This is a genomic window from Pectobacterium fontis, from assembly GCF_000803215.1.
Classification (GTDB): domain Bacteria; phylum Pseudomonadota; class Gammaproteobacteria; order Enterobacterales; family Enterobacteriaceae; genus Pectobacterium; species Pectobacterium fontis.
Genome location: NZ_JSXC01000033.1, coordinates 139,582 through 166,520, shown reverse-complemented (window position 1 = coordinate 166,520; position 26,939 = coordinate 139,582). Strand labels below are relative to the sequence as shown.

At 54.2% G+C, this 26,939-nt stretch carries 25 protein-coding genes; 12 read left to right on the top strand and 13 right to left on the bottom strand.

Going from position 1 to position 26,939, the window contains the following annotated elements; translation table 11 throughout:
- Positions 1-199 precede the first annotated feature (199 nt).
- Together OI69_RS11075 and OI69_RS11070 are read left to right on the top strand one after the other, a co-directional pair.
- Complete coding sequence (locus OI69_RS11075) at positions 200-2,374, top strand: hypothetical protein (RefSeq protein ID WP_039350088.1); 2,175 nt, start codon at positions 200-202, stop codon at positions 2,372-2,374.
- Positions 2,344-3,123, top strand: a complete 780-nt coding sequence (locus tag OI69_RS11070; protein ID WP_039350085.1) for a DUF3142 domain-containing protein — start codon at positions 2,344-2,346, stop codon at positions 3,121-3,123. The genes OI69_RS11075 and OI69_RS11070 overlap by 31 nt, the downstream gene beginning before the upstream one ends.
- A 10-nt stretch (positions 3,124-3,133) precedes the next feature.
- On the opposite strand, the gene OI69_RS11065 is transcribed toward OI69_RS11070, so the two are convergent.
- On the bottom strand, positions 3,134-3,598 hold the full coding sequence (locus OI69_RS11065; protein WP_039350083.1) for a tRNA (cytidine(34)-2'-O)-methyltransferase: 465 nt from the start codon (positions 3,596-3,598) through the stop codon (positions 3,134-3,136).
- A 205-nt stretch (positions 3,599-3,803) separates the two neighbouring features.
- Here OI69_RS11065 and OI69_RS11060 point away from each other — a divergent pair, with 205 nt between their 5' ends.
- Positions 3,804-4,097, top strand: a complete 294-nt coding sequence (locus OI69_RS11060; protein ID WP_039350081.1) for a hypothetical protein — start codon at positions 3,804-3,806, stop codon at positions 4,095-4,097.
- Between the two features lie 13 nt (positions 4,098-4,110).
- Here the strand turns inward: OI69_RS11060 and OI69_RS11055 are convergent, their stop codons facing one another.
- From OI69_RS11055 to ugpB, 6 genes are all read right to left on the bottom strand, one after another.
- The gene (locus tag OI69_RS11055) at positions 4,111-5,067 is read right to left on the bottom strand and encodes an AEC family transporter (RefSeq protein ID WP_039350078.1); all 957 of its coding nucleotides are present in this window, start codon (positions 5,065-5,067) and stop codon (positions 4,111-4,113) included.
- 206 nt (positions 5,068-5,273) lie between these two features.
- Positions 5,274-6,023 carry a glycerophosphodiester phosphodiesterase gene (gene ugpQ / locus OI69_RS11050; RefSeq protein WP_039350076.1) on the bottom strand — a complete coding sequence of 250 codons (750 nt, stop codon included), beginning with the start codon at positions 6,021-6,023 and terminating at the stop codon, positions 5,274-5,276.
- Positions 6,023-7,096, bottom strand: coding sequence for a sn-glycerol-3-phosphate import ATP-binding protein UgpC (locus OI69_RS11045; RefSeq protein ID WP_039350074.1), 1,074 nt, complete (start codon positions 7,094-7,096; stop codon positions 6,023-6,025). Before OI69_RS11045 ends, ugpQ begins: the two co-directional genes overlap by 1 nt.
- A 25-nt stretch (positions 7,097-7,121) precedes the next feature.
- Positions 7,122-7,967, bottom strand: a complete 846-nt coding sequence (gene ugpE / locus OI69_RS11040; protein ID WP_039350071.1) for a sn-glycerol-3-phosphate ABC transporter permease UgpE — start codon at positions 7,965-7,967, stop codon at positions 7,122-7,124.
- Positions 7,964-8,851, bottom strand: a complete 888-nt coding sequence (gene ugpA / locus OI69_RS11035; protein ID WP_039350180.1) for a sn-glycerol-3-phosphate ABC transporter permease UgpA — start codon at positions 8,849-8,851, stop codon at positions 7,964-7,966. The genes ugpE and ugpA overlap by 4 nt, the downstream gene beginning before the upstream one ends.
- 66 nt (positions 8,852-8,917) lie before the next feature.
- Positions 8,918-10,252 carry a sn-glycerol-3-phosphate ABC transporter substrate-binding protein UgpB gene (gene ugpB / locus OI69_RS11030; protein WP_039350069.1) on the bottom strand — a complete coding sequence of 445 codons (1,335 nt, stop codon included), beginning with the start codon at positions 10,250-10,252 and terminating at the stop codon, positions 8,918-8,920.
- A 351-nt stretch (positions 10,253-10,603) separates the two neighbouring features.
- On the opposite strand from ugpB, the gene OI69_RS11025 reads away from it, so the two are divergent.
- Together OI69_RS11025 and OI69_RS11020 are read left to right on the top strand one after the other, a co-directional pair.
- Complete coding sequence (locus tag OI69_RS11025; RefSeq protein WP_039350067.1) at positions 10,604-10,996, top strand: type II toxin-antitoxin system RelE/ParE family toxin; 393 nt, start codon at positions 10,604-10,606, stop codon at positions 10,994-10,996.
- Positions 10,980-11,309, top strand: a complete 330-nt coding sequence (locus OI69_RS11020; RefSeq protein WP_039350065.1) for a helix-turn-helix domain-containing protein — start codon at positions 10,980-10,982, stop codon at positions 11,307-11,309. The genes OI69_RS11025 and OI69_RS11020 overlap by 17 nt, the downstream gene beginning before the upstream one ends.
- Before the next feature lie 23 nt (positions 11,310-11,332).
- On the opposite strand, the gene ygbI is transcribed toward OI69_RS11020, so the two are convergent.
- Positions 11,333-12,094 (bottom strand): DNA-binding transcriptional repressor YgbI, encoded by a 762-nt coding sequence (gene ygbI, locus OI69_RS11015; RefSeq protein ID WP_039350063.1) that lies wholly within the window; start codon positions 12,092-12,094, stop codon positions 11,333-11,335.
- Between the two features lie 325 nt (positions 12,095-12,419).
- Between ygbI and ltnD the strand changes: the two genes are divergently transcribed.
- The 7 genes from ltnD to OI69_RS10980 all read left to right on the top strand — a co-directional run bounded on the left by ltnD (position 12,420) and on the right by OI69_RS10980 (position 21,908).
- On the top strand, positions 12,420-13,334 hold the full coding sequence (ltnD, locus tag OI69_RS11010) for an L-threonate dehydrogenase (RefSeq protein WP_039350061.1): 915 nt from the start codon (positions 12,420-12,422) through the stop codon (positions 13,332-13,334).
- The gene (gene otnK, locus OI69_RS11005) at positions 13,331-14,596 is read left to right on the top strand and encodes a 3-oxo-tetronate kinase (RefSeq protein ID WP_039350059.1); all 1,266 of its coding nucleotides are present in this window, start codon (positions 13,331-13,333) and stop codon (positions 14,594-14,596) included. The genes ltnD and otnK overlap by 4 nt, the downstream gene beginning before the upstream one ends.
- Positions 14,593-15,249, top strand: coding sequence for a 3-oxo-tetronate 4-phosphate decarboxylase (otnC, locus tag OI69_RS11000; RefSeq protein ID WP_039350057.1), 657 nt, complete (start codon positions 14,593-14,595; stop codon positions 15,247-15,249). The genes otnK and otnC overlap by 4 nt, the downstream gene beginning before the upstream one ends.
- Before the next feature lie 18 nt (positions 15,250-15,267).
- Entirely contained in the window at positions 15,268-16,056 is a 789-nt protein-coding gene (otnI, locus tag OI69_RS10995) for a 2-oxo-tetronate isomerase (RefSeq protein ID WP_039350055.1), read from the top strand.
- Between the two features lie 185 nt (positions 16,057-16,241).
- A complete protein-coding gene (locus OI69_RS10990) occupies positions 16,242-17,600 on the top strand; it encodes a GntP family transporter (RefSeq protein ID WP_039350053.1) in 1,359 nt (452 codons plus the stop codon).
- A 284-nt stretch (positions 17,601-17,884) separates the two neighbouring features.
- Positions 17,885-19,564 (top strand): methyl-accepting chemotaxis protein, encoded by a 1,680-nt coding sequence (locus tag OI69_RS10985; RefSeq protein WP_039350051.1) that lies wholly within the window; start codon positions 17,885-17,887, stop codon positions 19,562-19,564.
- Between the two features lie 673 nt (positions 19,565-20,237).
- On the top strand, positions 20,238-21,908 hold the full coding sequence (locus OI69_RS10980; protein ID WP_039350048.1) for a methyl-accepting chemotaxis protein: 1,671 nt from the start codon (positions 20,238-20,240) through the stop codon (positions 21,906-21,908).
- Positions 21,909-21,992: 84 nt separating this feature from the next.
- On the opposite strand, the gene OI69_RS10975 is transcribed toward OI69_RS10980, so the two are convergent.
- The 5 genes from OI69_RS10975 to livH form a co-directional block, all read right to left on the bottom strand.
- Positions 21,993-23,183, bottom strand: a complete 1,191-nt coding sequence (locus tag OI69_RS10975; protein WP_039350045.1) for an aminotransferase-like domain-containing protein — start codon at positions 23,181-23,183, stop codon at positions 21,993-21,995.
- Positions 23,184-23,246: 63 nt separating this feature from the next.
- Positions 23,247-23,948 (bottom strand): high-affinity branched-chain amino acid ABC transporter ATP-binding protein LivF, encoded by a 702-nt coding sequence (gene livF / locus OI69_RS10970; protein ID WP_039350042.1) that lies wholly within the window; start codon positions 23,946-23,948, stop codon positions 23,247-23,249.
- A gap of 5 nt (positions 23,949-23,953) precedes the next feature.
- On the bottom strand, positions 23,954-24,724 hold the full coding sequence (livG, locus tag OI69_RS10965; protein ID WP_039350039.1) for a high-affinity branched-chain amino acid ABC transporter ATP-binding protein LivG: 771 nt from the start codon (positions 24,722-24,724) through the stop codon (positions 23,954-23,956).
- Positions 24,721-25,995, bottom strand: coding sequence for a high-affinity branched-chain amino acid ABC transporter permease LivM (locus OI69_RS10960; protein WP_039350035.1), 1,275 nt, complete (start codon positions 25,993-25,995; stop codon positions 24,721-24,723). Before OI69_RS10960 ends, livG begins: the two co-directional genes overlap by 4 nt.
- Positions 25,992-26,918: a high-affinity branched-chain amino acid ABC transporter permease LivH gene (gene livH, locus OI69_RS10955; protein WP_039275912.1), complete on the bottom strand. Its 927-nt coding sequence runs from the start codon at positions 26,916-26,918 to the stop codon at positions 25,992-25,994. Before livH ends, OI69_RS10960 begins: the two co-directional genes overlap by 4 nt.
- Positions 26,919-26,939 lie beyond the last annotated feature (21 nt).

Below are 26,939 nucleotides of genomic sequence, written 5' to 3'. Positions count from 1 at the left end.
AGTATCTGTAATTATTAATAAAAAATAAACAAAAAATAAGGAAAATAAACTTTTCCAAATTGGAAAACATCGCAAATTTTATTCAAAGGGGAAGTCGTCTCTTATGATGACACTGCATTGCGTTTTTTACGCGATTGCGTAGAGTACCTTACTCATGCCGACAATCGGCAAGACCCGTGTTGAATGAAGGATACCAACCATGAAAGGAGTAACGTTGCTGGCTGGCGTACTGACCGCGTTAATGAGCAGTCAGGCATTCAGTTCCAGCGATGGAGTGTGCGGCTTTTCCGACTCAGAATGTGGCCTGTCTGCTCTGCCTTATCTGCAACCGGATAATGACACGCGCACTAATCTGATGTTGCTGCAAAGCCGCCTCCACGGAATTTCACTTCCGTTACCCCATCCGTTGCCCGATCAAACGCGTTCACGTATCGATCCGTTCACCGCCTATCGGGTCATGGGACTCGCCGCCACGGAAACGCCTCAGACGTCAGAAGGGGGAGAAGATGTCACGGAGGATGCGCCTTATCTCTCCACACTCAATAAAGCGAAGCGGCTAAATCTTCCGTTATCCGTTCAGGGCACGATCTCCACGTTTTCACCTGATGATAATGAAGGACGCCATATTTCCAATGCGCTCTCCACGCTGGAAGCGTTTTTTGACGTCCTGCTGGCAGACAAACAGCTTACCGAAGAACAGCGTACGCTGCTGGCTCATCAGCGGGTGAATCTCCTCAACCCGTTGTATACCAAAGCGGCGCTGAACGAGGGTCTGGTAAGCCTGCCAGACGAGGGGCATGCTGGCGCGCTCATGCAATATCTGTTCGCGGTTCTGGCGTTCTATCAGGGCCACTTTGATGAGGCAGAAAACGGTTTTCAGGCGTTAGTATCATCACCACAGCCGTGGGTCGCGGAAACCTCACGCTACATGCTGATTCGCGTAACAATCAATAAAGCCATGGAACATGCACTCGATGAATACAACATGTTCGATGCCAGTAAAGCCGATACGGCTGCCGCGCAATTGGCCGTGCAGCATATTGACGATTACCTGAAACAGTATCCAGAAGGGCAATACGTTGACTCCGCTAACGGGTTGTATCGCCGCGCATACTGGATCATGAATGATACCAATGCCCTGGCGAAAACGTACCAACATGAACTGGAAAACACCCCCGACGTTGAAGACCTCCTTGAATTAAACGATGAGATCGACAATAAACTGCTGGAAAATAGGCAGTTTATCAGCGCACCAGACAGCGCGCCGTTGACGATGGTGCAGGATCTCAAGCGGTTGCGTTCCGATGAGGGCTGGCTGGCATTGCCCGCCTTATCCGCAGATGAACTCGCCGCTCAGCAACCACTCTTTGAACACGGCGACATGCAAGAAGCATTTCGCTATCTTCAGGCTGCACAGCGCTTTTATGGCACAAAGAATTACGCCGCCGTCGTTGACAGCGTTCCCACGACCCAAGCGAACGATCTGACCGACACCGTGCTTTTCAGCCTGCAAGTGCTGCGCGGTCGGGCGCTGGTGCGTCTGGAACGCTGGGATGACGCCGAAGCGCACTGGCGCCAACTCTTAACGCATAAGATGGGGTATACCCAAAATCAGTTCCTGCAACTGGCGCTGGCGGAAACGCTGGTTAAGTCAGGCCACCCGGAGCGGGTCTTTGCCACTGACAGCCCAGTCAAGAACCTGCGCTTTCGTTCTGCGGTGCTGAAAACCAGTGCCAACGCCGATCTGCTGCGTCAGCAAACCGGCCCGCAGCAAACCCATGAAGAGCGCGCTATCGCGCTGCATACGCTGTTAACCAAATCGCTGACGCACGGGGATTACGCCAGCTATCTTAAAGATGTTCAGTTGCGAAAAGCGATCGCGCCGCTGGTCAGCAGCGAAAACCAAAGCTGGAATCAGGAGGATCTCACGGCATTTGACTGGGATGGCAGCGATACCGAAGAAGGCTATCAATGTCCCGCGCTGAATGATGTGGTTGCTACGCTAAACCAGCGTCCGAACGACGCCCGTGCGATTAACTGCCTTGGCGAGTTTTTCCTGCGCACCAATAACAGCGTGGGCTTCGACTGGGGCGAAGGCAACATGCTGAGCGGGCTTACCAACGCCCCCACGCAATTCGTCGGCACCGAATATAACCGTCTGGATGGTTACATGCGGGTGATTGCCGATGCAAAAGCCCCGCCGGAAGACAAAACCTATGCCCTGTATCGCGCTGTCTATTGCTATGCGCCAAGCGGCTATAACGACTGTGGCCCACAGGACATCAGCAAGGCCACGCGCAAAGCCTGGTTTACCCAATTGAAAACCAAGTACAAAGGCAGCGAGTGGGCAGACAAGCTCGATTATTACTGGTAACGCCGCTGATCGTGCTGGCCTGCCTGCTGTCGTTTGGCGCGCAGGCCACACCCATTACGACTGCCGACTCAACCGTCGATGCGACACGCTATCAGGATTTCTGGCTGTGGGCGGCGGTGCAACCCCAGCCAATCCTGCATCAGGCACAGACGCTGTACCTGCATCAGGGGGAAATCGCCCGTCGTCAGGGTCAGGTGGTATTTCTGCGTCAGGGGATCCCACCCAGTCAGTTGCGCGTTAACCGCGTCTGGCTAGCTTTCCGCATGACCACGCTGGAGCTTTCCGATCGCCATCTGAACCGAATGATCGCGTTACGGGAAAAGTGGCAGCGTTACGGGAATCAGGTTATCGGCATTCAGATCGACTTTGACGCGAAAAGCTACCAACTGGCAGGCTATGTCGCATTTCTAACGCAATTACGCGCGCGTTTGCCTGCTGATTGTCAGCTCAGCATTACGGGGCTGCTCGACTGGTCAAAAACCGGTGATGTTGCGGCGTTGAACCGCTTACAGGGCAAGCTGGATGAAGTGGTGGTGCAGACCTATCAGGGACGACGCACCATTACCAACTACGCGGAGTATCTGCCAGCGCTAATGAAGCTGACCCTACCTTTTCGGGTCGGACTGGTACAACACGGCAAGTGGGAGCCACAGTGGCAGCAGCGCCTTGCCACGTCACCCTACTATCGCGGGGAGGTGGTGTTTCTGGTGAATCCGCCACTGAAAAAATCCGCCATCGGCAAGCTGTAGCACGCCGCGGCTACAGGCACCCGCCGAAACCATTCTGCCGCCAGGCTTCATAACTGATAATCGCCACTGCATTCGACAGATTCAGGCTACGGTTATTAGACTGCATAGGAATCCGAATACGGAAATCCGGTGCAAAACCGTTGCGAATCTCGTCTGGCAGACCCGATGTTTCCGATCCAAACAGCAACACATCGCCCGGCTGATACGCGGGCTGGTCATACGGGCGGCTGCCTTTGGTGGTACAAGCGAAAATACGTTTGCCGGGAACCGCAGCCAGAAAATCCTGATAGTTTTTATGACGGCTGACGTTCGCCAGATCGTGATAATCCAGCCCCGCACGGCGTAGCTTTTTCTCTTCAAAATCAAAACCCAGCGGTTCGATCAGATGAAGCGTACAGCCGTTGTTGGCCGCCAGTCGGATAATGTTGCCGGTGTTCGGTGCAATTTGAGGCTCATAGAGCGCGATATGGAACATGAGATAACGTCAACCACGAAGAAAAATTCCGCCGCAGTATAACGCATTCGCGCTGGGCAACCCAAAACCTGTACGCACCGCATTGCAGATTACTCTGCACGACGTTTTCATCCGTAGCGATTACACTTAATCCTACGGAAAAAGGCGTTCCATTTGCGAAACGCAAATAGCTTATCAGCAGGCCAAAGGCCTGTGTGGAGGTTGAATGAAACACCCTAAGACATTACTGGCCTGTGCTGCCCTGCTCAGCCTGCCGTTTCTGGCGAGCGCGAATACGACACAAGCACCTACGCCTCAGCAGCAGTTTGACAATGGCATCAGCAGCCAGAAACAGCTACAGCAGAATATGCAACAGAGCCAGAAATTGCAGCAACAGCAGTTGAATCAGCAGCTCCAGCAGCGTAACCAGCAGTTGCAACTGCAACGCCAACAGCAGTTACAGAAGGATTTACAGCGGGCGCAGAAAGCCACGCCGCCGCCGACTCAACAGAACCCTTGATGCGGCGGCGATCTTACAGCCGCACCCCCATCAGCGTCAGAATCAACGGCGTGGTCAGCGCAGCCATTGCCGTTGATAACAACAGGCTGGACGCCACTGGCCCCCCCAGTACTTCGAACTGACGCGACATCAAATAGACGTTAACCCCCACAGCCATCGACCCCAGTAGCACCACCGCGCGCGTTTCCATTTCCGGCAGGCCGAGCGCTATCGCAATTCCCCAGATCGCCAGCGGTTGTACCAGCAGTTTGATGAAGCAAATCGCCGTGCTGATCTGCCAGCCGTCGCGCACACGGTATTCCGCCAGCCCCATTCCCAGCGCCACCAGCGACAGCGGCGCGGCAATCTGCCCAAGCATGGAGAGCGGCTGATCGACAAATGACGGCAGCGGCAGTCCCGTCAGGCTGAATAACGTACCGGACAGAATCCCGATAATCAGCGGGTTTTTCAGCACGCCCAGCGCGGTTTTGGTAAAACCCTGTAGCGACAACGCCCCGTTACGCGCCCATTCAATCGATACCGTCACCAGCGTCCACAAAATCAGCCCGTTAAACACCACCACCAGCGCGACCGACGGGATGGCCTCTTCGCCCAACATCAGCGTGGCAATCGGTAGCCCCAGCATCACGTTGTTGGAGAAGATACCGCTCAGCGCAAACAGCGAGCCAGAGACGCCATCAAGATGAAAGATTTTGCGTGCCACAATCCGGCCTAAGACAAACACCAGCAGACAGCCGCCGAAAAAGGCGATCAGCAACCGCGCATCCACTACCGGACGTTTGGAGAAATCCGACATCAGGCGGAACAGCATGGCGGGCATGGCCACGGAAAAGACAAAGCGCGTCATGCCGTCGGTCACGGTAGTCGGCCATTTACCGTAGCGAATCAGGCTATAGCCGAGCGCGATAAGAACAAACAGGGGTAACGACAGAAAAATCTGGTGCCAAAGCGAAACGATAAATGCGGGCATGAAGCCACTTCCTTATTACCGGCACCAAGTCAGAAAAAGAGTCCCCGCAAGCAAAGATCATGCGGCAATAGGCGAATGCTGGTCACTTAAGCATGAGCATGGATTTAGGGGAAACACGGTGATGAGGTTCCCGCAGAGATGCCTCACACCGTGGTCGCCCCGGTATCTCGATCCTTAAGCGATCAACATTCGGTAATGAGCAGACCTCAGCCGGTCGCGAAGCCTACCCCAATTAAATCTATCCGGTCAGTACAGATACAGTCAACGCCCCAGTCCAGCAAAATTCGCGCACGCTCAGGTTGATTCACCGTATACACCAGAATGCGCAAACCCGCCGCTTTCAGATCCGCGACGCGTTCCGCCGTCAGCAGTTCGTGGTTCAGGTGGATGGACACGCATGCCAGACGCTGCGTTAACGCCAGCCAATCCTCTTGCCACTCATCCAGCAGCAGCCCGCGCGGCAGATCCGGTACGGCCTGTTGCGCCGCTTCCAGTGCCTCGATAGAGAACGACGACAGCAGCGGAGCTATCGGGTGCTCAGCCCATAACTGACGCGCCGCCAGCGCAATCACCCGTCCGGTTTCGGTTTCATAGCCAGTGGTGGGTTTAATCTCGATATTGGCCGCCATGCCATACTGCGCGCAGCGTTTCGCCACTTCCGACAGCAATGGCAGGCGTTCACCCACAAATTGATGACCATACCAGCCGCCGACATCCAGCCCAACCAGTTTGTCCCACGGCAGTTCGCCCGCGATCCCCCCGCCGTTGCTGGTGCGCTCCAGCGTGTCGTCATGGAGAAGGAAAATCTGACCGTCCTGCGACAGTTTGGCGTCACATTCGATCATCTTGTGACCGAGGCTGGCACCGACATCAATCGCTGCCAGCGTGTTTTCCGGTGCCAGTGAGCCGCCGCCGCGATGGGCGACAATAGTGGGATAAGGCCAGGTTGTTTCCATTATTCCATCCGTAATCCGCTTTGCGAATCAAACAGGTGCCATGATGAGGTGGGTAAATGCAGCCAGAGCGTCGAGCCGATGGCGGGACAGTGCTCATAGGAGAGTCGCGCGATCACGTTCTGCCCACCCCACTTGCCGTGCGCCAAATTATCCGCGCCCAACAGTTCGAGTGTGCCAATCTGCAACGGGATACCGCCGGTTTCGCGCGTCGCCAACTGAATATGCTCTGGTCGTACCCCCAGCGTCAATGCTTTACCGCGCCACTGCGGCTTCGGCTCAGGCAGCGCCAGCGCGATATCGTCACCGATTTCAAAACGGCAGCCGTCATCGCTAATACGTCCTGACCACAGGTTCATGGCGGGTGAACCCATAAAGCTGGCGACAAACAGCGAAGCCGGACGGCGATAAATCTCCGCCGGTGCGTCAATTTGCTCGGCGATCCCTTTGTTCATGACGATAACGCGCTGCGCCAGCGTCATGGCTTCAACCTGATCGTGCGTGACGTACAGGCTGGTGGTTTTCAGGCGCTGGTGGAGTTGCTGCAATTCCAGCCGCATCTGTACCCGCAGTTTGGCGTCCAGATTCGACAGCGGTTCGTCGAACAGGAACACCGCGGGTTCACGGACAATCGCCCGCCCCATCGCCACGCGCTGTCGCTGGCCACCGGATAGCTCACGCGGCTTGCGTTGCAGCAGCGGCATCAATTCCAGAATGCGTGCGGCGTCTTCTACGCGTTCACGAATCTGCGCCTTGCCGAAGCCACGGATTTTCAGGCCGTAGGCCATGTTGTCGAACACGTTCATATGGGGATAAAGCGCATAATTCTGGAATACCATCGCAATGCCGCGATCTTTGGGTTCCAGCTCAGTAACGCGTTCGTTATCAATATAGATATCGCCGCTGGTGGTGCGTTCGAGGCCAGCCACCATGCGCAGTAGCGTCGATTTACCACAGCCCGATGGCCCCACCATCACCACGAACTCGCCATCTGCGACGTCCAGATCGATGGGTTGGATAACCTGTGTTTTGCCATCATACGACTTGGTGACGGCCTGAAGTTTTAAACATGCCATAAGCGTTTCCGAAATTCGTCTTGATTTATTTTTCGCTGTCGACCAGACCGCGCACGAACCAGCGCTGCATCAGTAACACCACCAAAAGCGGCGGCAACATGGTCAGCAGCATCGCGGCCATGACCTGATTCCACTGGGTCGCCCCATCGCCGGAGGCGATCATGCTTTTAATCCCGGCAACCGCCGTACCCAGGTTGGCATCGCTGACAATCAGCAGCGGCCAGAGATATTGGTTCCAGCCATAGATAAAGGTGATCACAAACAGAGCCGCCAGATTGGTCTTCGACAGCGGTAACACCATGTCGAAGAAGAAACGCATCGGACTGGCGCCGTCGATGCGTGCCGCTTCCATCAGTTCATCCGGTAGCGTCATAAAGAACTGGCGGAACAGGAAAGTGGCGGTCGCCGAGGCCATCAGCGGCAGCGTTAAACCGGTGTAGCTGTCCATCATGTCCAGCCGCGCGATCACTTCCACCGTGGGGAAAATACGCACTTCCACTGGCAGCATCAGCGTCAGGAAAATCATCCAGAAGAACAAGTTGCGCAGCGGAAAACGGAAATAGACGATGGCGTAAGCCGATAGGATCGAGACGGTAATTTTGCCTACCGTGATCGCCAGCGCCATCACAAAACTGTTGAGCAGCATCAGCCCGAACGGCGTGGTGTTGTTGCCCGCCCCATGCAGCCAGATATCACGCAGGTTCTCCCACAGGTGGGAACCGGGGATGAGCGTCATCGGTGCCTGAAAGACGTCCTGATTATCCAGCGTGGCGGCCACAAACCCCACGTACAGCGGAAACAAGACGACGAGGATGCCGACGATGAGCATAACGTGGCTGAAAAGAGTTAACCCGCGACGATTCTCAATCATTGATAGTTCACCTTCCGTTCAACAAAACGGAACTGAATGACGGTCAGCCCGATGACTAACAGCATCAATACCACCGATTGCGCCGCCGAACTGGACAGATCCAGCCCTGCGAAACCCTCGCGATAAATTTTGTAGATCAGCGTGGTCGTCGATTGCACCGGCCCCCCCGCCGTCGCGGCATCGATAATCGGGAAGGTATCAAAAAAGGCGTAGACCAGATTGACCACCAGCAGGAAGAAGCTCACTGGCGAGATCATCGGCAGCACCAGCGTGAAGAAGCGCCGCACTGGCCCTGCGCCATCGATCGCGCCCGCTTCCACCAGCGAGCGGGGAATGGATTGCAGCGCGGCGAGGAAGAACAGAAAGTTATAGCTGATCTGTTTCCAGACCGACGCCAGCACGACTAAAAACATCGCCTGACCGCTGTGCTGCGCGTGGTTCCACGTATAGCCCAGCAGCCCAAGGAAGTGGGTAATCAGCCCCAATCCGGGGTTAAACAGGAACATCCACAGCACGGCGGCGACAGCGGGGGCGACGGCATAGGGCAGGATGATTAACGTCTGGTACAGGCGGCTGGCACGGATCACATAGTCCACCAGCGCGGCCAGAAACAGTGAAATCAGCATACCAAACCCTGCCACCAGAAAGCTGAATATCAGCGTGGTGTAAAACGAATCAAGGTAGTACGGGTTATTGAACAGTTGCCTGAAGTTTTCCATGCCAACGAATTCGCTGGATAACCCAAACGGATCCAGATTCTGCACCGAATACCACAGCGCCTGACCGGCGGGCCAGATAAAGAAAATCACGGTAATCAGCAGTTGAGGCAACACCAGCACGTAGGGCAACCAACTGTGACGAAAAACAGGACGGGATGATGTCATGCGGTAACTCATTGCAAACAGAAAAGAAACAGGCCGATTCCTTTCGGCCCGATAGTGCTCAGCGTATTATTTCGTCGATTGCTCGAAGCGACGCAGCAGCGCGTTGCCGCGTGCTACCGCGCTATCCAACGCCTGCTGCGGCGTTTTCTTACCTGTCCATACGCTTTCTAATTCTTCATCCACAACGGTACGAATTTGCGGCATGTTGCCCAAACGCAGACCTTTGGTGAACGGCAACGGCGGCTTGTTCAGCATCTGGCGCGTGGCAATATCCGCACCGGGGTTCTTCTCGTAGAAGCCCTGCTTCTGCGTCAACTCATACGCCGCCGTCGTGATCGGCAGATAACCGGTTTTCTGGTGCCATTCAGCGGCATTTTCCGGCTCAGCCAAAAACTTCATAAACTCAGCGACGCCTTTGTAAGTCGCGGCATCTTTACCGCCCATCACCCACAGGCTGGCACCGCCGATAATCGCGTTCTGCGGTGCGCCTTTCGCATCGGCGTCATACGGCATCATGCCAACGCCATAGTCGAACTTGGCGTGTTCGCGAATATTCGCCAGCGAACCGGAAGAGGCGGTTGTGATGGCGCAGTCGCCGTTGTAGAACTTCTCAGTCGGCTCATCCTTACGCCCGAAGTAGGTGAAATCCCCCTTCTTGTTCATGTCCTGCAATAGCTGGATGTGCTTGACCTGCGTCGGCTGGTTGAATTCCAGCACGGCATCGGTGCCGTCAAAGCCGTTGTTCTTGGTCGCAACAGGCAAACCATGCCAGGCGCTGAAGTTTTCAATCTGAATCCAGCCCTGCCAGCCGCTGGCATAGCCGCATGTCATCCCAGCGGCACGCAGTTTGGCGGTGTACTCAGCCATCTGCTGCCAGGTTTTCGGCGGCTGTTCAGGGTCTAAACCGGCTTTCTTAAAGGCATCTTTGTTGTAATACAGCACAGGGGTAGAGCTGTTAAACGGCTGCGACAGCAGGTGCCCACTTTTCGCATCGGTGTAATAACCGGAGACCGTCGGTACAAACACCGACTCATCGAAAGTCACACCTGACTCTTTGAAGACTTCATAGACCGGCTTGATGGCTTTACTTGCCATCATGGTGGCCGTACCCACTTCGTAGACCTGCAAAATGGCGGGCGCATTCCCCGCACGGTAGGCCGCAATCCCGGCAGCCAGATTCTGTTCGTAGTTGCCTTTGTAGACCGGCACAATTTTTACATCGCTGTGCGTTTGGTTAAAACGGTCAGCCAGCGCATTCACTTCTTTCCCTAATTCGCCTTCCATGGAATGCCAGAAAGGAATGTCTGTCGCGGCCTGCGCGCTGGCGCTCATCAGCGCGAATGCCACACACGCCGCGGCGGTGCGAATAGCATGTGTTTTACGAATGGTGTTGTTGAACATGCCTGTCTCCTGCAATCAATTAAATGCGCCATCATCACGTCATGTCGCTCGTTTAAAGATCGAGATACCGGGCTACCACGGTGCGAGGTATCCCTGCGGGAACCTCATCCCCGTGTTTCCCCTCAATCCACACTTAAGCGAGTGGCATTACCAGCATCACGGCGTTTTTTATGCGAAGGTAAACATGACATGAGCGCATGACAGAAAAATAACTGGAAGATGACGGGAAAGTGACAAGGAAAGGGAGAGGTAAAAGCACCGATTAAACATACTATTTCATGCCACTACGATTGTGACTATCACGTAATTTAGACTATAGTAATTATTACTAGTCATGTTTAAGGATTAATCGTGGCGGTATACACAACTAAGCTCTTCGATAAAAAACTAAAAAGCGAAATATTTTCTGATACTTATCTTTGTGAGATTGCTCATGAGGTGATGAATGGCCGTTTTGAGGGTGACCTTGGTGGTGGTGTGATTAAGAAACGAATCGCATTGAATGCCGGAAAGAGTGCAGGAGCCAGAACAATCATCTTTTTCAAGCTGGGTTCTAATCTATTTTTTGCCGATGGATGGAAAAAAAATCAGGTCAGGAAAGGCGTTAAAGAAATTCAGGATGATGAGCTGGCTGTTTATAAAGACATTGCTGGTGACCTACTGCAACTCACCGTTCAACAAATAGCTCAATTGGTAAAAGTGAAAGAACTACGAGAGGTGAAATGCAATGACTGCAAAGATTAAAGAGTTGCAGGAAATGGCGAAAAGCCTGCATGAACACGGGGGTATCACTGATACCACGATGGAACGCATTAATAATCGGGTTGCCGCACGGGAATTCCGTGAACGCATCGAGCAAGCTCGCGCAATGAGCGGTGCAGAAATTCAAAGCATGCGTTCCCGTTATAAAATATCGCAATCTTCTTTAGCTTACGCTCTCAATATGTCCGTTGAGAGCGTTTCAAAATGGGAACGAAACGAGAAGAAACCCTCTGGGGCCGCATTACGTCTTCTCAATATAATCAACGAGAAAGGTCTGGATATTTTTGCCAATTAGGTATCAACAGACAAAATATCCCCTCACCCCGCCACCAGCACCTCGACCCCCATTTTGCTTAGCGCGTCTTTGGCGGCGGCGGGCAGGCCATCGTCGGTGATGATGCTGTCAAATACGCTAAGCGGCGTGGCAAGGTGGGTGGCGATGCGGCCGTATTTTGAGGTGTCGCACAGCAGGACACACTTGCTGCTCGCGTCTACCGCCGCGCGTTTCACCACCACCTTGTCTTCATTCGGCGTGGACAATCCGCGCAGGCTCCATGAAGAGGCAGAGATAAACGCGATATCGATAAACAGGTTGCGCAGCGCCTGCGCCACCGCTTCCCCAATGCAGGATCGGTTTTCCCGACACAGCGTGCCGCCCGTATGAATCATGCGACACTGGCTGGACTCAATGAGAAAAGCGGCAATCGCAAAATCGTTGGTGACAATCAGAAGATCGTCGCGTTCGGCCAGCTCGCGCGCCAGCGATAGTGTGGTGGTGCCTGCATCCAGATAAATACAGCTATTCAGCGGAATGTGCTGTGCCGCCAGTTTGCCCATCGCCGCTTTTTGCTGGCTGAACATCACGGATTTGTCCTGATGTGACGGCTCAATCGCCAGCCGTTCCGGTGAACGCACACCGCCGGAGACACTCAGCAGCAGGCCATCCTGTTCCAGCTTTTGCACGTCGCGCCGTACCGTCATGTGCGACACACCCAGCCGCTCGGTGAGTTCGTTAATGCTTACCGCTCCGCGCTCGGCGATCACCGCCAGAATCTGTTGATGACGTTCTACTGGAATCACGCTGTCCGTTCCCTGTTTTGATCAATACCGGGTTGATAAATATTGTGAGAAACACCCCATTTAATGACGATAATTATCATAAATTCACGTCATAAACCACGCCAGATATAACTACCGCCACCTACATCTGATGACAAAAAAAACCATAATTTATTGATACATATAAAAAACAAAGGAAATCCTATTCCTGCTTGCGTTCAGCTACACTGGATCATCACGATCTCAATGTTAATTTATGTGACAAAAATCACCATAATTTGTTCTGACAGCCCTTATATTTAACACCAGAGAACAAAAAATCACTAATTTTAACAAGGCAACCACGATGAAAAACACTTCTGATTATGCTGTCGCCGTTATCGGTTTGGGTTCCATGGGGTTTGGCGCAGCGGCGTCCTGCATCAACGCGGGTCTGACGACCTACGGTGTCGATATCAACCCGCAGGCGCTGGAACGGTTACGTCAGGCGGGCGCGGCGCAGGCCGACACGCGCATTGATGCCTTCGCCGACACGCTGGATGCCGTCGTGCTGTTAGTCGTAAACGCCGCGCAGGTGAACGGAATTCTGTTCGGTGAACCGCAGGTCGCGGCGAAACTCAAGCCCGGCACTGTGGTCATGGTGTCTTCCACGATCTCCGCGCAGGATGCCAAAAACATTGAGCAGCGTCTGGCCGAGCACCAACTCATCATGCTGGATGCCCCCGTATCCGGCGGCGCAGCGAAAGCCGCCGCTGGCGACATGACGGTAATGGCATCGGGTTCCGATCTGGCGTTTGAGAAACTGAAACCGGTACTCGACGCGGTGGCGGGCAAGGTTTACCGCATCGGTGAGGAGATCGGACTGGGTGCGACGGTGAAAATTATCCACCAGTTGTTGGCAGGCGTACACATCGCCGCTGGTGCAGAAGCGATGGCGCTGGCCGCCCGCGCCGACATCCCGCTGGATATCATGTACGACGTCGTGACCAATGCCGCGGGCAACTCCTGGATGTTCGAAAACCGCATGCGCCATGTGGTAGACGGCGACTACACGCCGAAATCCGCCGTGGATATCTTCGTGAAAGATTTGGGATTGGTGACTGACACCGCCAAATCGCTGCACTTCCCGCTGCCGCTGGCTTCCACCGCATTCAATATGTTCACTGCGGCCAGCAACGCCGGATTCGGTAAAGAAGACGACAGCGCGGTCATTAAGATTTTTAACGGCATTACACTGCCGGAAAAGAAGGAGGCACCATGATCAAGTTAGGTGTGATTGCCGACGATTTTACTGGTGCGACGGATATCGCCAGCTTTCTGGTCAACAACGGGCTGCCGACTGTCCAGCTTAATGGCGTACCGCCGTCTGATTTTAAGGTTGAGACGCAGGCTGTGGTCATTAGCCTGAAATCACGCTCCTGCCCGCCAGAACAGGCCGTGGCGGATTCCCTTAAGGCGTTGGCGTGGCTGCAACAGCAGGGTTGCCAGCAGTTCTACTTTAAATATTGCTCCACCTTCGACAGCACGGCGAAAGGCAACATCGGTCCGGTGACGGATGCGCTGCTGGAACAGCTCGGCGAAACGCAAACCATCATCTCTCCGGCGCTGCCGGTGAACGGCAGAACCGTCTATCAGGGGCATCTGTTCGTGATGGATCAACTGCTGTCCGAGTCGGGAATGCGTCACCATCCCGTCACGCCGATGACGGACAGCAACCTGATGCGCGTCATGGAGCAGCAGGCTACCGGGCGCAGTGGACTGGTGCCGTATGCGGTAATGGATCAGGGTGCGGAAGCCGTCACACAGCGGCTGGCGCAGTTGAAAGAGCAAGGGGTGCGCTATGTGGTGCTGGATACGCTGAATGAGCAACATCTGCTCACGCAAGGCAAAGCGCTGCGTGACATGAAGCTGGTCACTGGCGGTTCTGGTCTGGCGATTGGGCTGGCGCGCCAGTGGGCAGACTCAGCAACAGAAATCGGTTCCGCCACCGAGGCCGGCAAGCCGCAGCCCGGCGCTGGCGTCGTGCTCTCCGGCTCCTGTTCGGTGATGACCAACAAGCAGGTTGCCCAGTATCTCAAGCAGGCAGCGGGTCGCGCGATCGATGTTGCTCGCAGTCTGCAAGGCGATGAATCCTACGTACAGGAACTGGTTGATTGGGTGAAAGCCCATCGTGAAGACGCACTGGCACCGCTGTTGTACGCCACCTCCTCACCCGATGAACTGGCGCAAATTCAACAACGCTGGGGTGCGGAAGCCAGCAGTCAGGCGGTGGAGAAGCTGTTTGCCGCCGTTGCCCGCCAGCTTCAGCAAGACGGTTTTCAGCGCTTCATCATCGCGGGCGGTGAAACCTCCAGCATCGTGGTGCAGACGTTGGGCATTCATGCGTTTCATATCGGGCCATCGATCTCTCCCGGTGTGCCGTGGGTACGCTCGACCAATCATCCACTCTCGCTGGCGCTGAAATCCGGCAACTTCGGCGATGAAGACTTCTTTGCCCGCGCCCAGAGGGAGTGTGCCGTATGAGTGAACAACATCAGAACAACGCGGCGTCGCATAGCAGTGAGCAGCGCGCACGCGCGGAAATGGTCAAGCTGGGTGCCTCCTTTTTCCAGCGCGGCTACGCCACGGGTTCAGCGGGAAACCTTTCACTGCTGCTCGATGACGGCACGCTGCTGGCAACGCCGACTGGCTCCTGCCTCGGCGAACTGGATGCCGAACGGCTGTCCAAAGTCAGCCTGAGCGGCGAGTGGATCTCCGGGGATAAACCATCGAAAGAGGTCAGTTTTCACCTGTCGATTTACCGTAACGATCCCGAATGCAAGGCCATCGTCCACCTGCACAGCACCTATCTGACCGCGCTTTCGTGTCTGGAAGGGCTGGATACGCAGGATGCCATTAAGCCGTTCACGCCCTATGTCGTGATGCGCGTCGGCAAAGTGCCGGTCGTCCCTTATTACCGCCCCGGCGATGCGCGGCTCGGTGAGGATTTGGCGAAGCTGGCCTCGCGCTATAAAGCGTTTTTGCTGGCTAACCACGGTCCCGTCGTCACGGGTAAAGATCTGCGTGCGGCGGCAGACAACATGGAAGAACTGGAAGAAACCGCCAAGCTGATTTTTATTCTCGGTGACCGAAAAATTCGCTACCTCACCGCCGACGAAATTACCGAGCTATCTTGATAAGCCGAGGAATTAACCATGCCTAAGTTTGCTGCCAATCTTTCGATGCTGTTTACCGACCTGCCGTTCCTCGACCGTTTTAAAGCCGCTGCCGATGCGGGTTTCACCTCGGTCGAGTACCTGTTCCCTTATGAATATCCGGCCCCGCTGCTGGCGGAAAAACTGCGGGAAAATGGCCTGAAGCAGGTGCTGTTCAATACCGCGCCCGGCAATATCGCCGCTGGCGAGTGGGGTGTGTCTGCCCTGCCCGACCGCATTGAGGATGCCCGTCGCGATATCGATAACGCGCTGGAATATGCGCTGGCGCTGAATTGTCCTTCCGTGCTGGTGATGGGCGGCGTCGTCCCACCCGGTGAAGACCGTGCGGCCTATCAGCAAACCTTCATCGATAATCTGCGTTACGCCGCGGATAAATTTGCGCCGCACGGCATCAATATCATGATTGAGGCGCTGAGCGCGAAGGTGAAACCCAATTATCTGTTCGCCAGCCAGTATCAGGCGCTGGAATTAGCCAACCTGATCGACAGACCAAATGTTTATATCCAGTTGGATTTCTTCCACGCGCAAATTGTCGATGGCAACCTGACGCAAATTATTCACGATTTGGCTGGCCGCATCGGACATATTCAAATTGCCTCGGTTCCTGCACGTCATGAACCCGATGAAGGGGAAATTAATTATCCGTTCATCTTTGCCGAATTAGACCGCGTGAATTATGCAGGCTGGGTCGGCTGCGAATATAACCCACGGGGAAAAACCGAAGCGGGCTTGGGATGGGCTAAACCCTGGCTGGAGAAAAAACACTAATCTATTTATCCCAGAAAGTAAGCCAACACCAAAGACACATTCGTTAGACGCGAATAAATAAAAAAAATAGGTCAGACTCCCGTATTACTACGGGAGTCTGGACACCCTGTGACTAAAATAACAACCAGCAACCCGATCTATTTCAGCCTCAGAATTGAAAAGATAAGGTTAATGAGGATAAGAATATGGCCACCTCGCTCTTACTCTGCATCGCTATCGCTGGGGTATTACTCCTGCTGCTGATGGTCATTAAATTTAAAATACAGCCATTTGTTGCGCTACTGGTCGTCAGTTTTCTCGTCGCATTAGCAACCGGTATTCCGACTGGCGACATTATGAAAGTGATTACCTCCGGCATGGGCGGTATTCTCGGTTCGGTGGCGATTATTATCGGCCTCGGCGCCATGTTGGGCAGAATGATCGAAGTGTCTGGCGGCGCGGAATCCTTAGCGCACCGCTTTGCCCAATTAATGGGACCGGGATTAATGGTGGCGTCATTAACCATCGCCGCCTTTATTTTAGGTGTTCCGGTCTTTTTCGATGTCGGCTTTATTATTCTCGCGCCAATTATTTATGGCTTTGCGAAAGTCGCGAAAGTCTCCCCGATTAAATTTGGTTTACCCGTGGCGGGCGTGATGCTGACCGTTCACGTCGCAATGCCGCCCCATCCCGGCCCCGTTGCCGCCGCTGGCCTGTTGAATGCAGATATCGGCTGGCTGACCATGATTGGCCTGCTGGTGTCGATTCCTGTCGGTATCATCAGCTACTGGGCGGCTAAAGCCATGAACCGCCGTAAGTATGCGCTTTCTGTTGAAGTATTAGAGCAATTACAACTGGCGAAACCGGAAGATGCCACGCCGGACACCGCTCCGGTATCGGCCCCTTCAGCGGGACTGATCGCCGCGCTGATCGCCATCCCTATCGCCATCATTATGCTCGGCACCGTGTCTGCCACTATTCTGCCTGCGGGACACCTGGTACGTAACGTCATGTCGCTGGTCGGTGCGCCTGCCGTCGCGCTGCTGATTGCACTGGCCCTCGCATTCTGGCTGATTGCCCTGCGTCGCGGCTGGTCACTGGAAAAAGCCAGCGGCGTGATGGGCGATGCCATGCCTGCCGCTGCGATGGTCATTATGGTAACGGGTGCCGGTGGCGTGTTCGGTAAAGTGCTGGTGGAGTCGGGCATCGGCAAAGCGCTGGCGGATGTGCTGACCAGCATTCACCTGCCGCTGGTGCCTGCCGCCTTTATTCTGTCGCTGGCTCTGCGTGCTTCACAAGGTTCCGCCACCGTCGCGATCCTCACCACCTGTGGCCTGCTGAGCGAAGCCGTCAGCGGTCTGAACCAGATGCAACTGGTGCTAGTGACGCTCTCTGCCTGCTTTGGCGGATTGGGATTGTCACACGTCAATGACTCCGGCTTCTGGATTGTCACCAAGTATCTGGGGCTGTCCGTCGCCGATGGCCTGCGCACCTGGACGGTTCTGACCACGATCCTCGGGCTGGCTGGCTTCCTCTTCACCTGGGCGTTGTGGCTGGTGATGTAAGCACCGCCCCCTTTCTCCACAGAAAACCGCTGATACCCAGCGGTTTTCTGCTTTATGCCAGAAAATACACCTGTTTTATTCTTATATTCCACATCTGCCTATATGTGCCTGATCTCTATAATGCGTACAGGGTAAAAACATCGCATCCCCTTGCCATCACGAAGCAAGTCCACATACCAATACATGATGTCATCAGAAGTACGCCCTATTCCTGAACCGCCATAGAAAATGCTTACTCCACACGGCAGAACCTGCATCATTGATGGAAATAATAAAGGAACATTATGAATTTTCTAGCAAAAATGAATCTTGGCACCATGCTCGGGACGGGCTTCGCCTCCGTCATTATCATCGGTTTGATGGTTGCTGTTCTGGGACGCGTCCATCTGGTCGATCTGGGTGAAGATATTGAATCATTGTCCAAAAAAAATCTGGCCAGCTTTATTCTGATACAGGATGCCAAAAGTGGTTTCGATACGGTGGCACGCTCGGTGCGTAACATTGGCCTGACCGATGACAGAAACCGGATTCAGGAAGAAAAACGCCTAATCGACCAGCAAATTGCCCGCAACACGGAAACGCTGAGCAAGCTGTATGAACATCTGTCTGAGCCGGAAACCCGCGACACGCTGGAAAGCCTGACGCAGGCGCGTCCGGCTTATCGGGACGCCGTGAATAAGGCCGTTGAACTCGGTCTGTCCGAAAATGCCGAAGAAAGAGCGCGTGCCGTGCAGATCATGGTCAATGAGATGCAGATTACGCAGGCTCCTGTTTTCGCCGCATTGGACAGCATGGCGCAATTCGAGAAAAAACGGACGCAGGATATGGCGACAAACGCCATGCAGGAAGCGCATGACGACGGTAACACGCTGATTATCTTCGCCGCGATTGCGGTTCTCGTCGGTATTCTGGTTTCTATACTGATTACCCGTACCATCAAAGGCTTGTTGGGTGGAGAAGTCGCTTATGCCGCACAGATCGCTCAGGCGGTTGCACAAGGAAATCTGGCAGTCGCCGTCACGTTGCGCCCCGGTGACGACCGCAGCGTGCTGGCGGCTATGAACGGTATGCGTAAAAGCCTGAGCGGCATTGTTGAACAAGTGCGGGAGAGCAGTGAATCCATCGCCACCGGCGCCAGCCAGATCGCCGCTGGCAGCACCGATCTCAGCCAGCGCACGGAAGAACAGGCCGCCAGCCTGCAACAAACAGCGGCTTCCATGGAAGAGATGAGCCAGACCGTACGCCAAAACGCAGACACCGTACGTAACGCCACGCAGTTGGCGCAGACGGCCAGCAACACCGCCGCGAAAAGCGGGGAAGCCGTCAGCAATATCGTTGTCACTATGAAAGAGATTACCGACAGCTCGCACAAGATTGGCGACATCATCAGCGTCATCGACGGCATCGCCTTCCAGACCAACATTCTGGCGCTCAACGCCGCAGTAGAAGCCGCTCGGGCTGGCGAACAGGGCCGGGGCTTTGCGGTGGTCGCAGGCGAAGTGCGTTCGCTGGCACAGCGTTCTGCCACCGCCGCTAAAGAGATCAAAGCGTTGATCGACCACAGCGTTGAGAAAGTCGAAATGGGTTCTGCGCTCGTCAGCGATGCGGGAACCACTATCGAAGATCTGGTTCGTCAGGCACGCCACGTTGCCGATCTGATCAACGAGATTGGTGTTACCACGCAGGAACAAGAATCCGGCGTTTCGCAGATTCATGATGCTGTTAACCAACTCGATCAGGTCACGCAACAAAACGCCGCGCTCGTTGAGCAATCTGCTTCCGCTGCCGATAGCCTGAGCGATCAGGCCGCTCATCTGGTTGAACTGATGAAAATCTTCATCATTGAAGGCAGCTCGTCACAACGTATCGCACCGCAGTTGAGAACACCTGACCGCACAACACACGTTCTCGCAAACCCGAAAAGAAGCGCAGGAAGCGATAGTCAAAATTGGGAAACCTTTTAACGGTTACTCAAAAGAAGCCCAAAACCGCTGAGCTATCAGCGGTTTTTTTTCTATACCTGCTTTTCTATAGGAAAAAAATGAATAAAAAAACCAAGCATTGGCTTTACATTAAGCGCCATAGAATAAAATAAATAGAAAACAAGATGAGTAGTAACCAGCGATTATAAAGGAATCAAATATATGATGGTAAAAACATCATATTATTCGAAAAAAAAGAATGAATAAAAACATGGCTTTCACGTCGAATAAATAAACAGAAAACCATCGCCGTAATATTTATTAACATGATGAACAGTTTACTATCACAACGTAGTATCAGTTTATTCTTCCCCTGGCGCATAGATATATTGCGGCTTTTGCCATCGCCTTTTATAATCCTGCGCCATCCTTTCCTGCTCGATTAACGCCGCCGCACCAGACACAGTCACCACTTAGCGAAGCACGTGACAGGAAAAAGTAAACGCAGGATGGGTTTATTAGCTAAGAGAAACAAGTAACGCTTAAGGGAAAGGATATACCCGCCATTCTTCAAGCTGAATATTTATTAGCCTTTCTACAGCTCGGATTTTGCGGATATCAATGTGGCAGTATTGGCAAAATAAATACATTTGCACAATACCTATTGCGCACCGACAGCAGCAATACTTATTTTCAACATATAATAAGGGACACCATGAATCTCATAAAAAATAGCAGCTTGGGTAAAATGCTAGGGACGGGCTTTACTCTGGTCATCGCCATCGGTTTTCTGGTGGCGGTATTGGGTCGTATCCAGTTAGACAAGCTGGGAGAAAGTACGCAACAACTGTCGCAGGTTCGCCTTGCCAATCTCTTGATGATGGAGAAGTTCAAAGAGAATTTGAACACCAATGCCATCGCAATCCGAGATTTAGTTTTACTGGAAGACGAACATCTGATGCAGGAAGAAAAAAATCGTATTGAAACAATCGCTGCGCGCAACAACGCGCTACTCGTAAAAATACAGAACAGTACGGTCGATCAACACGCCAAAGAACTGGTTGCCGTGCTTGCGCAAGTGCGTCCAGCCTACAGCAGCAGTATGAAAGAAGCCACCGCGTTGGCCATGGCGTATCGGAATAAAGAAGCTCATGACCTGCTGTTAACCGAAGTGAAAACCACACAGGATACCGTCTTCAACGCGCTGAGTGATATGGTCAACTGGCAAGAAAAGCTGACGGTTAGCGATGCCGATCACGCGACACAGAACGCGGCTAACGCCGGTACGCTGATGATCATTATCACCCTGCTTTCTGTTGTGCTCGGCGTAATGATCTCATGGTGGATCACCCGCACTATTAAACGTCAGCTCGGCGGCGAACCCGCCTACACGCTGGAAGTGGCGCGTCAAGTTGCACAGGGGAATCTGGCCGTCGCAATTGAACTACGCGACGGAGACACCACCAGCGTACTGGCGGCGATGGAAGATATGCGTCAGAACCTGAGCCACCTCGTCGGTCAGGTGTATCAAAGCAGCGAATCTATCGCCACGGGCGCAACACAGATTGCGATGGGTAACACTGACCTAAGCCAACGCACAGAAGAACAGGCCTCGAGCCTTCAGGAAACCGCCGCCTCAATGGAACAGATGAATGCCACGGTGAAGCAGAATGCAGCGACGGTACACACCGCAATAGAACTCGCCCACTCCGCCAGCACCACGGCGCAAAAAGGCGGCGATGCAGTCAATAACGTGGTGCGTACGATGGAAGATATCACGGCCAGTTCACGTAAGATTGGCGACATTATCGGCGTAATCGACAGCATAGCGTTCCAGACCAATATTCTGGCGCTCAACGCCGCAGTAGAAGCCGCTCGGGCTGGCGAGCAAGGCCGTGGCTTTGCCGTAGTGGCCGGCGAGGTACGCTCTCTGGCACAGCGTTCTGCCTCCGCCGCACGCGAAATTAAAGAACTGATTACCGCTAGCGTGGCCAACGTGGAAATGGGTGAGAAGCAGGTTAACGATGCGGGTATCACGATCAAAGAGATTGTCGAAAAATCGCAACATGTTGCCAACCTGCTCAATGAGATCGGTCTGACGACACATGAACAGGAACAGGGCGTTTCTCAGGTGAATAATACGGTGAATCAGCTCGATCAGGTCACCCAACAGAACGCCGCACTGGTTGAAGAATCGGCTTCCGCCGCCGACAGCCTGAGCGAACAGGCCAGAACGCTGCTGGAATTAATGGGCGTTTTCAAACTCAGTGGCGTCCAGGTACAAGTACCACGGCAGGTCTTGCAAATGACGTTGCCAGCAACATCGAGACTCGCTCTGGCAGGTAAATCGGGTAGCACAAGCGGCGATAACTGGGAAACCTTTTAACCCCACAATCGCTTAACGAAAAAAATAAAAACCGCTGAAATATCAGCGGTTTTTTCACATCAACACGGTGGTCGTTATCCGCGATTACAGCGCCCGACGCAGGCGTGCCACGGCTTCATGCATTTGCTCATCCGTTGCCGTTGCAAAAGACAGACGCAGCGTCGAGTAATCGATATTGTCTGGGAAGAAGAACTCGCCCGGCACAAAGACCACGCCCTGATCCAGCGTCTTCTTCAACCACTCCGTCGTATTGAAATCGTCCTGACGGAACGTCGCCCACAGGAACATCCCGCCCTTCGGCTGGTTAAAGGTGATCACATCACCCAGTTCCTTCTCTACCAGATGAGCCAACAGTTCGCCTTTGTGCTTATACGCATGACGAATTTTTTCGATCTGCGCATCCAGACGCCCCAGCCCCAGATAGCATTCCGCAACGGTCTGCGACAGTGAACTGGCATGCAGATCGGCAGCCTGTTTGATAATCGCCACTTTGTGCAGCAGCCATTCCGGCAGAATCGCCCAGCCGAGACGCAGCCCCGGTGCCAGTACTTTCGAGAACGTAGAGGTATAGAGCACGTATTCCGTGCTGCCCAGCTTATCCTGCGCCAGTTGGAACAGCGTCGGGTTACGCTCTTCCGTGAAGCGCAGTTCGCCGTAGGGATCGTCTTCGATAATGACAAAACCATAGCGTTCCGCTAACTGAATCAGTTGCAGGCGACGCTCATAGCTCAGCGTCACGCCGCTCGGGTTACCAAAGCTCGGGACGATATAAACGCCTTTGATGCGCTGTGTCTTTAGCAGTTCTTCCAGCTCATCGACCACCATGCCGTTGGCATCGGAGGATACCGACATCACCTGCGCCTGCGCCAGTTCCAGCGTTTGCAGCGCCGCCAGATAAGTCGGGCGCTCAACGACGAACACATCACCCGGATCGACCATCGCACGCATAATCAGATCCAACGCCTGCTGTGAGCCAGCCGTCACGACGATGTCGTCACCACGCGTTTTTACGCCGCGCACCGCACACAGATCGGCGATGCGATCGCGCAACACGCCGCTGCCTTCGGTTAAACCATACTGGAATGCCGTTTTCGGCTGTTCGGTAATCGCTAACTGCGTCGCCTGATTTAACCCTTCGAAATCAAACAATGCATCTGACGGGATCCCCCCCGCCAGCGAAATAATGTTTTCCATTTTGCTGTGTTTCAGCAGTTCGCGGATGGCGGAACTTTTTAACTGAGCGATGCGGTGCGCAAGCAACCCTTCAATGGCCATGTCTTCTTAACCCTTCTACGAAACAGGCAGATAAATCAGCCTGATATCGACTATTTATTCACATTATCCGCCCAGATAGGCCGAACGTACCGCTTCATTAGCTAATAATGCCGCACCCGTATCTTCCAACACGACATGACCGTTTTCAAGCACATAACCCCGATCGGCCAATTTCAGTGCCTGATTGGCGTTCTGCTCCACCAGGAAGATGGTCATCCCCTCTTCACGCAACTGCTGAATGGTGTCGAAAATCTGTAGGATGATAATGGGTGCCAGCCCCAACGATGGCTCGTCCAGCAGCAGTAAACGCGGCTGGCTCATCAGCGCACGGCCAATCGCCAGCATCTGCTGCTCGCCGCCGGACATAGTGCCAGCGCGCTGGGCGCGTCGCTCATACAAACGCGGGAACAGATCGTAGACGCGCGCAATGCGTTCCTGATACTGGTCGCGCTCGGCAAAGAATCCACCCATTGCCAGATTCTCTTCTACCGTCATGCGGGAAAAGACACGACGGCCTTCAGGCACAATCGCGATAGCCTCACGCATAATCTGCGCGGTCTGCCAGTTCGTGATGTCCTTACCGTCAAACGTGATGGTGCCTTCCGTCGCACGCGGATCGCCGCACAGCGTGCCCAGCAGCGTCGTTTTACCCGCGCCGTTCGCGCCGATGAGCGTGACAATCTCGCCCTGATTAATATGCAGGCTAATCTGATGCAGCGCCTGAATTTTTCCGTAGTGGGCTGAAACCTGATGTAATGACAGCATAAACGTTATCCTTCACCCAGATAGGCACGGATGACATCCGGGTTGTTACGAATTTCGGCTGGCGTGCCTTGCGCCAACGGTGTCCCCTGATTGACGACATAAATCCGGTCGGAGATCCCCATCACCAGTTTCATATCATGTTCGATCAACAGAATGGATACCTGATGATGATCGCGCAGTTCCGCAATGAGTTGATTTAACTCGTCAGTTTCTTTCGGGTTCAAACCGGCAGCCGGCTCATCAAGCATCAACAGTTCAGGCCGCGTTACCATACAACGGGCAATCTCCAGACGGCGCTGCTGCCCATACGCCAGATTCCCCGCCTGACGATTCGCTAAATCCAGCAGGCCGATACGTTCCAGCCACACCGCCGCGCGCGCTTGCGCATCCGCTTCCGCACGGCGAAAACCGGGCGTTTTCAGCAAACCGGCAAACACACCACTTTTCAGGTGTTGATGCTGCGCGACAAGGAGGTTCTCCACCACCGTCATCTCACGGAACAGACGAACATGCTGGAACGTACGCACCACGCCCATGCGGGCAATGGCTTGTCCCGGTAACCCTTCCAGATGACGATCGCGCAGCATGATGGTGCCGCCACTCGGGCGATAAAAACCGGTCAGGCAGTTAAAAACGGTGGTTTTCCCTGCGCCGTTCGGGCCGATCAGCGAGACGATTTCGCCCGTATGAATGTCCATTTCAACATTGTTGACCGCCAGCAGGCCGCCAAAACGCATCATCAGACCTCTGACTGATAATAGTGGCTGCGTGCTCATGCTTGCTCTTCCTTCTTCGCGACGTTCAACTTCATCTCAGGACGCTTCATCGGCAGCAGTCCTTGTGGACGCCAAATCATCATCAGCACCATCAATGCACCCAGCAATAGCATGCTGTATTCATTCAAATCGCGCATCAATTCGCGGGATACCACCAGCAGAATCGCCGCAAGGATGACTGCAAACTGCGATCCCATTCCGCCCAGCACGACAATCGCCAGCACAAAGGCAGACTCAGCGAACGTGAAGGACTCCGGGCTGACGAACCCCTGACGGGCGGCAAACAGCGTACCAGCAAACCCAGCGAATGCGGCGCTGATGGTAAACGCGGTCAGCTTGATGCGCGTTGGGCTTAGCCCCAGAGAACGACAGGCGATTTCATCGTCACGCAGCGCTTCCCACGCGCGGCCCAACGGCATGCGCAGCAGGCGGGTAATCACAAACAGGGTCAGCACCACCAGCAGCAGCGCAACCAGATACAGGAAGATAATGCGATCGCTGGGGTCATATTGCAGGCCGAAGAAGTTGTGGAAGGTATCCCAGCCGCCATCACGCGCGCTGCGGCTAAATTCCAGACCAAAGAAGGTCGGTTTAGGGATCTGGCTGATGCCGTTCGGGCCACCGGTAATGTCGGTGTTGTTCAGCAACAGGATACGAACAATTTCGCCGAACCCGAGCGTCACAATCGCCAGATAGTCGCCGCGCAAACGCAACACCGGGAAACCGAGCAGGAAGCCGGACAGCGCCGCTGCCATGCCCGCCAACGGCAGACTTTCCCAAAAACCTAATCCGTAATAGTGATTCAACAACGCATAGGTATACGCGCCAATGGCGTAAAACCCGCCGTAGCCCAATACCAACAGACCAGACAGGCCGACCACCACGTTCAAACCCAGACCCAGCATCACATAAATCAGCGTGAGGGTAGCAATGTCCACCGTACCGCGCGAAACCAGAAACGGCCAGGCAATAGCAGCGATAATCAATGCCGCAGCCAGTACCTTCTGCCGCGGCGTGCTGCCATCAAAGCTCGGCAGTACCAGCGATGGGGCAGAAAATTTCTTGATGCCTTGCTGGAAGAAAGGACGAATCAACTGGAAGAAGAACACCACGACGCAGCCTGCGCCAATCCAGTACCAGCGCACTTCATCCGCACCGCGCACCACCAGTTTGGTGCCATCCAGCACCAGTTGCATCCCCATTAAGAACGAGGCCAGCACCAGCAGCATGAAGGCGGAAACCAACGCATTAAACAGGTTGAGCTGTTTCATACTTTCTCAACCTCCGGGCGACCCAAAATACCGGTAGGCATCACCAGCAGCACCACAATCAGCAGCGCAAACGACACCGCATCTTTGTATTCCGTACTCAGGTAAGCAGACGTCAGCGCTTCGGCTACCCCTAAAATCAGCCCGCCAATCATCGCGCCAGGGATACTGCCAATCCCACCCAGTACCGCAGCCGTAAAGGCTTTCATCCCGGCCATGAAGCCGATATAGGGGTTGATGACGCCATAAAACTGCCCCAACAGCACACCCGCCACGGCGGCCATAAGCGCACCAATGACGAAGGTCAGGGAGATCACGCGGTCAGTGCTGATACCCAGCAGGCTGGCCATTTTCAGGTCTTCCGCGCAGGCACGGCAGGCGCGTCCCATACGGGAATAGCGAATAAACAGCGTCAGTGCCAGCATGGCGAGAAACGTCACGATCCAGATGGTCAACTGCATGGTGCTAATGGTGGCGGCAAAGCCATTGCTTTCGCCCAGTACCCACTGACCCGTCACCAGACTCGGCAGGGCAACATCACGCGAGCCTTGATTCAGGCTGACGTAGTTTTGCAGGAAAATGGACATCCCAATGGCAGAAATCAGCGCAATCAGACGCTTTGACGTTCGAACTGGTCGGTAGGCCACCCGTTCGATACTCCAGCCGTAGGCGCTGGAAATGACCACGGCGGCAATGAAAGCGGCACCAATCAGCAGCCAGCCCGCATCGATGCCCATCATCATCAGAGCCGCAATCACAATAAAAGAGACATAGCTACCGATCATATACACTTCACCGTGGGCGAAGTTAATCATGCCGATAATGCCGTAAACCATGGTGTAGCCAATGGCGATCAGCGCGTAGGTACTGCCCAACGTCAGGCCGTTGAACATCTGCTGAAAAAAGTAAAGGAACTGCTCGGACATACCTTAACCTTAAATGCGGCC

Bases quoted from the DNA above. Each gene is read 5' to 3' on its own strand.
- OI69_RS11075 (WP_039350088.1), top strand. From the start codon at position 200: ATGAAAGGAGTAACGTTGCTGGCTGGCGTACTGACCGCGTTAATGAGC.
- OI69_RS11065 (WP_039350083.1), bottom strand. From the start codon at position 3,598: ATGTTCCATATCGCGCTCTATGAGCCTCAAATTGCACCGAACACCGGC.
- OI69_RS11060 (WP_039350081.1), top strand. From the start codon at position 3,804: ATGAAACACCCTAAGACATTACTGGCCTGTGCTGCCCTGCTCAGCCTG.
- OI69_RS11055 (WP_039350078.1), bottom strand. From the start codon at position 5,067: ATGCCCGCATTTATCGTTTCGCTTTGGCACCAGATTTTTCTGTCGTTA.
- ugpQ (WP_039350076.1), bottom strand. From the start codon at position 6,023: ATGGAAACAACCTGGCCTTATCCCACTATTGTCGCCCATCGCGGCGGC.
- OI69_RS11045 (WP_039350074.1), bottom strand. From the start codon at position 7,096: ATGGCATGTTTAAAACTTCAGGCCGTCACCAAGTCGTATGATGGCAAA.
- ugpE (WP_039350071.1), bottom strand. From the start codon at position 7,967: ATGATTGAGAATCGTCGCGGGTTAACTCTTTTCAGCCACGTTATGCTC.
- ugpA (WP_039350180.1), bottom strand. From the start codon at position 8,851: ATGACATCATCCCGTCCTGTTTTTCGTCACAGTTGGTTGCCCTACGTG.
- ugpB (WP_039350069.1), bottom strand. From the start codon at position 10,252: ATGTTCAACAACACCATTCGTAAAACACATGCTATTCGCACCGCCGCG.
- OI69_RS11020 (WP_039350065.1), top strand. From the start codon at position 10,980: ATGACTGCAAAGATTAAAGAGTTGCAGGAAATGGCGAAAAGCCTGCAT.
- ltnD (WP_039350061.1), top strand. From the start codon at position 12,420: ATGAAAAACACTTCTGATTATGCTGTCGCCGTTATCGGTTTGGGTTCC.
- otnK (WP_039350059.1), top strand. From the start codon at position 13,331: ATGATCAAGTTAGGTGTGATTGCCGACGATTTTACTGGTGCGACGGAT.
- otnC (WP_039350057.1), top strand. From the start codon at position 14,593: ATGAGTGAACAACATCAGAACAACGCGGCGTCGCATAGCAGTGAGCAG.
- otnI (WP_039350055.1), top strand. From the start codon at position 15,268: ATGCCTAAGTTTGCTGCCAATCTTTCGATGCTGTTTACCGACCTGCCG.
- OI69_RS10990 (WP_039350053.1), top strand. From the start codon at position 16,242: ATGGCCACCTCGCTCTTACTCTGCATCGCTATCGCTGGGGTATTACTC.
- OI69_RS10985 (WP_039350051.1), top strand. From the start codon at position 17,885: ATGAATTTTCTAGCAAAAATGAATCTTGGCACCATGCTCGGGACGGGC.
- OI69_RS10980 (WP_039350048.1), top strand. From the start codon at position 20,238: ATGAATCTCATAAAAAATAGCAGCTTGGGTAAAATGCTAGGGACGGGC.
- OI69_RS10975 (WP_039350045.1), bottom strand. From the start codon at position 23,183: ATGGCCATTGAAGGGTTGCTTGCGCACCGCATCGCTCAGTTAAAAAGT.
- livF (WP_039350042.1), bottom strand. From the start codon at position 23,948: ATGCTGTCATTACATCAGGTTTCAGCCCACTACGGAAAAATTCAGGCG.
- livG (WP_039350039.1), bottom strand. From the start codon at position 24,724: ATGAGCACGCAGCCACTATTATCAGTCAGAGGTCTGATGATGCGTTTT.
- OI69_RS10960 (WP_039350035.1), bottom strand. From the start codon at position 25,995: ATGAAACAGCTCAACCTGTTTAATGCGTTGGTTTCCGCCTTCATGCTG.
- livH (WP_039275912.1), bottom strand. From the start codon at position 26,918: ATGTCCGAGCAGTTCCTTTACTTTTTTCAGCAGATGTTCAACGGCCTG.